General features: G+C 76.1%; 8 protein-coding genes and 1 pseudogene. 6 read left to right on the forward strand and 3 right to left on the reverse strand.

The window, feature by feature from the left end:
* A pseudogene (locus BG452_RS26780) lies at positions 1-307 on the reverse strand (transcriptional regulator); the annotation flags it as partial.
* Between the two features lie 236 nt (positions 308-543).
* Between BG452_RS26780 and BG452_RS26785 the strand changes: the two are divergent.
* The 4 genes from BG452_RS26785 to BG452_RS26800 all read left to right on the forward strand — a co-directional run bounded on the left by BG452_RS26785 (position 544) and on the right by BG452_RS26800 (position 2,537).
* Positions 544-774, forward strand: a complete 231-nt coding sequence (locus BG452_RS26785; protein WP_188306923.1) for a hypothetical protein — start codon at positions 544-546, stop codon at positions 772-774.
* Positions 775-931: 157 nt separating this feature from the next.
* A complete protein-coding gene (locus tag BG452_RS26790) occupies positions 932-1,426 on the forward strand; it encodes a hypothetical protein (protein WP_188306924.1) in 495 nt (164 codons plus the stop codon).
* The gene (locus BG452_RS26795) at positions 1,423-2,025 is read left to right on the forward strand and encodes a class I SAM-dependent methyltransferase (protein WP_188306925.1); all 603 of its coding nucleotides are present in this window, start codon (positions 1,423-1,425) and stop codon (positions 2,023-2,025) included. The genes BG452_RS26790 and BG452_RS26795 overlap by 4 nt, the downstream gene beginning before the upstream one ends.
* 44 nt (positions 2,026-2,069) lie before the next feature.
* Positions 2,070-2,537, forward strand: coding sequence for a nuclear transport factor 2 family protein (locus BG452_RS26800; RefSeq protein ID WP_188306926.1), 468 nt, complete (start codon positions 2,070-2,072; stop codon positions 2,535-2,537).
* A 68-nt stretch (positions 2,538-2,605) separates the two neighbouring features.
* Here the strand turns inward: BG452_RS26800 and BG452_RS26805 are convergent, their stop codons facing one another.
* Both BG452_RS26805 and BG452_RS26810 read right to left on the reverse strand, forming a co-directional pair.
* Entirely contained in the window at positions 2,606-3,256 is a 651-nt protein-coding gene (locus BG452_RS26805) for a histidine phosphatase family protein (RefSeq protein WP_317621243.1), read from the reverse strand.
* A gap of 67 nt (positions 3,257-3,323) precedes the next feature.
* Positions 3,324-4,280, reverse strand: a complete 957-nt coding sequence (locus BG452_RS26810) for an aldo/keto reductase (RefSeq protein ID WP_188306927.1) — start codon at positions 4,278-4,280, stop codon at positions 3,324-3,326.
* A gap of 82 nt (positions 4,281-4,362) precedes the next feature.
* Between BG452_RS26810 and BG452_RS26815 the strand changes: the two genes are divergently transcribed.
* On the forward strand, positions 4,363-5,343 hold the full coding sequence (locus tag BG452_RS26815) for an ArsR/SmtB family transcription factor (RefSeq protein ID WP_223242768.1): 981 nt from the start codon (positions 4,363-4,365) through the stop codon (positions 5,341-5,343).
* A 228-nt stretch (positions 5,344-5,571) separates the two neighbouring features.
* Positions 5,572-6,534, forward strand: a complete 963-nt coding sequence (locus tag BG452_RS26820; RefSeq protein ID WP_188306928.1) for a D-2-hydroxyacid dehydrogenase family protein — start codon at positions 5,572-5,574, stop codon at positions 6,532-6,534.
* Positions 6,535-6,918: the final 384 nt, after the last annotated feature.

Raw genomic sequence — 6,918 nt, forward strand, 5'->3', positions numbered from 1 at the left:
CCGCCCCGCCCGGGGCGGCCGCCGCGGTGGCCGGGCCACCGCCGCCCGGCAGGGCGCCCCACGGCGCGGGGGAGGGCCCCGGGGAGGGCGAGGGGGTGCCGGCCGGCGGGAGGACCGGCAGCAGCTCCGACGGGGTGGCCGACGGCGAGGCCTCCGGCAATGCCACCACCCGGACGTCATCGCCCGAACCCGGCCCGCACATCACCAGCACGGCGGCCAGCAGCGCGAGCGTGCCGCCCGCCGCCACCGCCCAGGCCTTCCGCGAACGGCGCGGTGGGCCCGGATCCGGGCCCACCGGCGGCCCCATGGACGGCCCCGTCGGAGGCGGTCCGGCCTGTGCCGGAATGGGGACCGGAGGAGGCTGCCAGGCGTTCGGCGGCCACTGCCACTGTCCTCCGGTGGGCTGCCCAGTCATGTGCTTGTCCTTCCAGCGCCGCCCCCGCCGTACCTTTCCCTGCTCAACGAGCGCGCCGACGCGGGGACATGACCCGGAAGAGGGGTCTGAGCGGGCGCTGATTGCCGCCGCGCCACATGCTGGGGGTCATGGAGACCAACAGCACGTCCGCACACCCGGTCGAAATCGCCGAGTTCCGGACCGACAGCCGCTACCGCCTCGTCCACTTCGAAGGCCACGGCTGGGAGCCGCTCGCCCCCGAGGAGTTCGAACCCCGTGTCCAGCAGCTCTTCCCCGGCCTCGACCCGCACGACCCCGCCAAGGTGCACTGGGCCGACCGCCCCTGGGAATGGCCGACCTGGCACCCCGGTGAGGCTTGAACCCGCGCCCCGCAACCCCCACCCTGCGGCCCCTGCCTCGCAACCCCGGCCCCGCAACCCCCGCCCCGCGGATCCTTGACGCGACTCGAACGGCTCGCATGGTGAGACGGGCCCTGAGCCGCTGATCGCCGGGCCCGCCGTTCGCTACGCTTTCCGGGTGAGCGTTGATCACTTCTGGCGTCGCCTGCCAGGGCAGGCCGTGGACGTCTGTTCGCCCGAGGAACTCGGCGAACTGGTGCCCCGGAGCCGCGACGTCGGCTACGACCGGCTGGTCGCCGCCGGACTGGCCCTCGGAGTGCGGCAGACCGCCGTCCTGATGGAACTCGCGCTCACCGAGAACGGCCTGCATCCCGACCCGGCCGCCCGGCTGCCCGTCTACGGCGGAGCACCCCCGGAGGCCGGGGGCGACATGCTGGTGCTGCGCCCCGAACAGGTCGCGGCCGCCTTCACCTTCCTGCGGGACTCCGCGCTCGGCGAACTCGTCCGTCAGCAGGACACGGTGCTCGCCCGCAGGGTCGCCCAGCTCGGCGCCGAGCCGCCCTGGTCGGAGACCTGGGCCAGCCGGGTCGTCCACGACCTGCGCGAACTACGGGACTTCTTCGCGGGCGCGGCCGCCGCCGGCGACGCGGTGGTCGTCCGGGAGTCGAAATGAGCGCCCCGGGCACGGCGGGGTACGGCGAGGCGGCGGAACAACTCGCCGTCCAGTACGAGAGCGTGGACTTCACCGAGGTCCACCGCGCACTGCTGCACCTCTACCCGGCCCCGCCCGCCGCCGTCCTGGACGTCGGCGCCGGCACCGGCCGTGACGCGGCCGCCCTCGCCGCGCTCGGCCACCGGGTGGTCGCGGTCGAACCGACCCCGGAACTGCGGGCCGTCGGCGAACGGTTGCACCCCGACTCGGGCGTGCGGTGGGTGGCGGACGAGCTGCCCGCCCTGCCCCGGCTGAGCGCGGCGGGCGAACGCTTCGACCTCGTCCTGATCACCGCGGTGTGGATGCACCTCGCCCCCGTCGAACGCCCGCCCGCGATAGCCGCCGTGGCCCGGCTGCTCGCCCCCGGCGCCCGGCTCGCCCTCACCCTCCGGCACGGCCCGGTGCCGCCAGGCCGCCGGATGTTCGACGTCCCGCCCGAGCACACCGTCACCCTGGCGCAGGCCCAGGGCCTGCGGCTGCTCCACCGCGGTGAACGCCCCGACCTGCACGGACGCCAGGACGTGAGCTGGACCGAACTGGTCCTGGAACGCGGGCGTTAGGCCCTGTCCGGCGCCGCCCGGCGGCGCGGGGAGGAGAGGTATCGATGTCGAAGGACGTGCCCGGGGATCCGGGGGCAAGCCACCGGGCCATCGAGCGCCTGATCGCGCGCTACGCCGAGCTGGTGGACGACGGGGACTTCGCGGGGCTGGGTGAACTGCTCGCCGATGCCGTCTTCGCGGGCGGCGGCCAGCCGGTGCGCGGCCGCGCGGCGATCGAGCGGATGTTCCGGGACACCGTGATCATCCACGGGGACGGCACACCGCGCACCCAGCACGTCGTCAGCAACCTCGCCGTCGAGGTGGACGAGCCGGCGGGGACGGCGCTCGCACGCTCGTACGTCACCGTGTTCCAGGCCCTGCCCGAGCTGCCGCTGCAACCCATCGCCGCCGGGCGCTACCGCGACCGCTTCGAACGCGCCGACGGGCACTGGCGGTTCGCCGAACGGCTGGTCCGGATCACCCTGGTCGGCGATGTGAGCCGCCATCTGCACCAGGCCGCCGCCCGGCGGTAGCCGCCGGCACGGGAAGTCGGCCCGTCCGACTTCCCGTCCGACTTCCCGTGCGGGGACAGGCAGGGCCCTCAGAGCCGCAGTTCGGGCGGGAAACCCGTCCAGCGGAGCTCCTCGGGCAGGTGGGTCTGGTCGTTGAGGACGAGGACGGCGGAGGGGCGGCCCGGCGCGAAGCGGAGGACGGTGAGGGCCGCGTTGGCCGCGTTGAGGCCGAGCCAGCGCCAGGCGGGGGCGTCCAGGGTGTGCCGGACCAGCCAGCCGATCAGGAACGCGTGGGTGACGACCAGCTCGTGCCGCTCCTCGGGCCCCGGGGCGGGACCGGTGAAGCGGTCGACGGCCCGACGGGCCAGCTCGGGGCCGCGGGAGCGCTCCTCGGCGGAGGCGCCGGCGAGGAAGCGGAGCATGAACTCGGCACTTTCGGCGGGGAGTTCACCGGCCGAGGGGACGTACGGGAGGTAGTCGCCGGCCTCCTCGCAGACCGACACCGCCACCCCGTCGAGCTGCTCCCCGACGAGCCGCGCGGTCTCGGCGGCCCGGGGGAGCGGCCCGTGGTGGACGGCCGTGAGGGGGCGGCCGGCCAGACGGCGGCCGAGCAGGGCGGCCTGGCGGCGGCCGGCGGGGGTGAGGCCGCCGCCGTCCGGGCCGTCCTGGGTGGCCTCGCCGTGGCGGGCGAGGTAGAGGTAGCGGGTGGCGGTGGCGGTGGCGGTGGCGATGTCGGGCACGGGCGGGCTCCGGGGTCGGGAACGGTTGCCTCGGAGCGACGCCGGTGGGGCCGCCGGTGGTTCCGGGTCAGCCGGTGTGGGCCCGGTCCAGCAGGGCGAGTTCCTCGGCGGTCAGCCGCAGGGCGCCCGCGGCGATGTTGTCCTCCAGGTGCGCCACGTCGCCGGTGCCCGGGATGGTGAGGACGTGCGGGCCCCGGTGCAGCGTCCAGGCGAGCCGGACCTGGGCGGTGCTGACGCCGCGGGCCTCGGCCACCGTGCGGACCTCGGCGGGTTCCGCGCCGCCGGCGCCCCGCTCGCGCCCGGCGCCGGCGATCGCGTAGAAGGGGACGAAGGCGATGCCCTGCTCGCCGCAGAGCCGCAGCAGTTCGTCCTGGGCGGCCGGGGCGCCGATGCCGTACGGGTTCTGCACGCAGCTGACGGGCGCGATGGTCTGGGCCTCGGCGAGCTGGTGCGGGTGGATGTTGGACAGGCCGAGCCGGCGGATCAGGCCGGCCTGCCGCAACTCGGCGAGTGCGCCGAAGCGTTCGGCGATCGAGTCGGTGCCGAGGATGCGCAGGTTGACCAGGTCGAGGTGGTCGCAGCCGAGTTGGCGCAGGTTCTCCTCGACCTGGGCACGCAGCCCCTCGGGGGTGCGGGCGTGGTCGGCCCACCGGCCGTCGGCGTCGCGGGCGGGGCCGACCTTGGTGGCGATCACCAGGTCGTCGGCGTACGGCGCGAGGGCGCGGTTGACCAGCTCGTTGGCGGAGCGCAGCGGGGAGAAGTAGAAGGCGGCGGTGTCGATGTGGTTGACGCCCAGCTCGACCGCGCGGCGCAGCACCCGCAGGGCCTGGTCACGGTCGCGGGGTACGGCGTCGGGCACCAGCGCGGGGCCGGTCTGCGGCAGGCGCATCGTGCCGAAGCCGATCCGGTGGACGGCGCGGTCGCCGAGCTGCCAGGTGCCGGAGGCGGCGGCGGTCAGGGTGCTGGCGGTCGGGGTGCTGGCGGGGGCGGTGACAGCGGCGGTCGGGGTGGTGGCGGAGGTCATGCCGGTCATGATCGTCGCTGGACTAGTCTGATCGCCACTGATTCGGACATGTGTGAATCCACGGGGGCGGGCCTTGGCGGAGCTGCGGTTCACGGCGGGCGACCTGGCGCGGATGCGGTTCGTGGTCGCACCGATGTGGGAGGTCGGGCCGAGCCTGCGCCTGCTGCGCTCGGGGCTGCCGCACGCCGTCCACGGCCCCTGGGCGGAGCAGGTGCGGCCCCGGCTGGCGGCGCTCGGCCCGGCGGTGTCCGGACTGCTCGCCGAACTGGTGCCGCCGAGCGGCTACGTCCCCGACTTCATCAACCCGGCCCCGGCCGGCCCCGCCCCGACCCTCGGCGGGGAACTCGCCGCGATCCGGGCCACCCCCGCCGGGCAGGTGCGGCGCGATCTGGACCGGCTGGCGGCCGAACAGGGCGCCCTCGGTCCCCGGCTGCGGGCCCTGCACACCGACCCGGAGGCCGGGCTGGCGCGGCTCGCCGAGGCGGTCGAGGCGTACTGGGAACTGGCCCTCGCGCCCTACTGGGCGCGGATCCGCGCGGTGCTCGACGCCGACGTGCGGCACCGGGCCCGGCAGGCCGCCGAGCACGGCGCCGAGCGGGCGCTGAACGACCTGCACGCCGAACTGCGGTGGACGGACGGCGCCCTGAAGCTGAGCCGGCGCTCCCGCCCGCTGCCCCGCGGCACGGCCGGGCCGGGCCTGCTGCTCATCCCGTCCGCCTTCACCGGCCCCGCCCTGTACACCCGGTTCGCCCCGCCGGACCCGCCGCAACTCGCCTACCCGGCCCGCGGGATCGGCGGCCTCTGGAGGGCGACCGCACCCCCGCCCGGTACGGAGGCGCTGGCGGCGGTGCTCGGCCGCTCCCGCACCCGGCTGCTGGCCGAACTCGCCGCCCCGGCCTCGACCGCCGAACTCGCCCGGCGCACCGGACTGTCGCCCTCCGCTGTCTCCCAGTACCTGACGGCGCTGCGGGACGCCCGGCTGGTCAGCGCCCACCGCGCGGGCCGCTGGGTGCTGTACGCCCGCACGGCCACCGCGGAGGCGCTGCTGACCCCGGACGGCTGAGCCGGCCGGCCGGATAGGCTGCCCGGCACGGACGGAGCCGAACCCGTCGAGCAGGGCCCGCTGGAGATCCTGCTGGACGGCCGGGGCGCCTGGTCCGACCCGCGCGAGCCGAGGTACCCGATGGCCGTCCTGCGCGCCGAGCTCGGCGCGCCCTCGTGGATCGTCCGGACCGGGGACCGTGACGGGCTGCGGCTCCCGGGGCCGTGGCCCGTCTGCTTAGCTGCAGGCATGACGCTCCTTCGCTGCGCCGTCCTGGACGACTTCCAGGGCGTCGCCACCAGCTCCGCCGACTGGTCCCCGCTGGCCGGCCGGGTCGAGGTGACGGCCTTCCGCGAGCACCACGGCTCGGAGGAGGAACTGGCCGCCGCCCTCGCCGAGTACGACATCGTGGTCACCCTGCGCGAGCGGGTGCCGTTCCCCGCCACGCTGTTCGCCCGGCTCCCCCGGCTCAAGCTGCTGATCGCCTCCGGCATGCGCAACTCGGTGATCGACCACGCGGCCGCCGCGGCGCACGGCGTCACCGTCTGCGGCACCGCCAGTTCCGGCACCCCGCCGGTCGAGCTGACCTGGGCGCTGCTGCTCGGCCTGGCCCGCGGCATCGTCCAGGAGAACACCGCGCTGCGCGAGGGAGGCCCCTGGCAGAGCACCGTCGGGGCCGACCTGCACGGGCGGACGCTCGGCCTGCTCGGCCTCGGGCGGATCGGCGCCGCGGTGGCCCGGGTGGGGCTCGCCTTCGGCATGGACGTGCTCGCCTGGAGCCGGAACCTGACCGAGGAGCGGGCGGCCGAGGCGGGGGTGCGCCGGGCCGGGTCGAAGGAGCAACTGCTCGGGGAGAGCGACTTCGTGTCGGTCCACCTGGCGTCCAACGCGGGCACCCGGGGGCTGATCGGCGCCGCCGAACTCGCCCTGATGAAGCCCGAGGCCTACCTGGTGAACACCTCCCGGGCGGCGATCGTCGACCAGGACGCGCTGCTCGCCGCGCTCACCGGCGGCCGGATCGCGGGCGCCGCCGTGGACGTCTTCGACATCGAGCCGCTGCCCGCCGACCACCCGCTGCGCCGCGCGCCCCGGCTGCTGGCCACCCCGCACCTGGGGTACGTCTCGCAGGACAACTACCGGCGGTACTTCGGCGAGGCGGTGGAGGACATCGCGGCCTTCCTGGCGGGTGAGCCTATCCGCCGTCTGGGCTGACGCCCGCGCCCGGTCGGGGCCGCCGGTCGCATACTGACCGCATGGCGAGCGGAGACGGACTCGGAGACGGTGGCCGGGGTGCGGGCCGGCGCGGGGTGCTGCGGGCGGGGGCGGCGGTGGTGCTGCTGGGGGTGGCCGGGTGTTCCGGCGGGGCCGAACCACGTGCCGCGGCGACGAGTTCGGGGTCCGCCCTGACCGAAGGACCAACCCCGACGGTGACCCCGACCCCTGCGGTGACGCCGACACCAACGCCGGCACCGACGCTGACGCCGGCACCAACGCTGACGCCGACCCCGAGCCCGCTGCCCAACCCACCGCTCTGGCAGCCCGGCCCCGGCGAGATCCAGCCCGACGTCAAGCGCCGCGCCGTCGAGCTGGTCGCCG

The organism is Streptomyces sp. CBMA123 (assembly GCF_014596465.1).
Lineage (GTDB): Bacteria > Actinomycetota > Actinomycetes > Streptomycetales > Streptomycetaceae > Kitasatospora.

Excerpts from the sequence above, each read along its gene's own strand:
- BG452_RS26820 (WP_188306928.1), top strand. The coding sequence starts at position 5,572 with ATGACGCTCCTTCGCTGCGCCGTCCTGGACGACTTCCAGGGCGTCGCC.
- BG452_RS26800 (WP_188306926.1), top strand. The coding sequence starts at position 2,070 with ATGTCGAAGGACGTGCCCGGGGATCCGGGGGCAAGCCACCGGGCCATC.
- BG452_RS26795 (WP_188306925.1), top strand. The coding sequence starts at position 1,423 with ATGAGCGCCCCGGGCACGGCGGGGTACGGCGAGGCGGCGGAACAACTC.
- BG452_RS26785 (WP_188306923.1), top strand. The coding sequence starts at position 544 with ATGGAGACCAACAGCACGTCCGCACACCCGGTCGAAATCGCCGAGTTC.
- BG452_RS26810 (WP_188306927.1), bottom strand. The coding sequence starts at position 4,280 with ATGACCTCCGCCACCACCCCGACCGCCGCTGTCACCGCCCCCGCCAGC.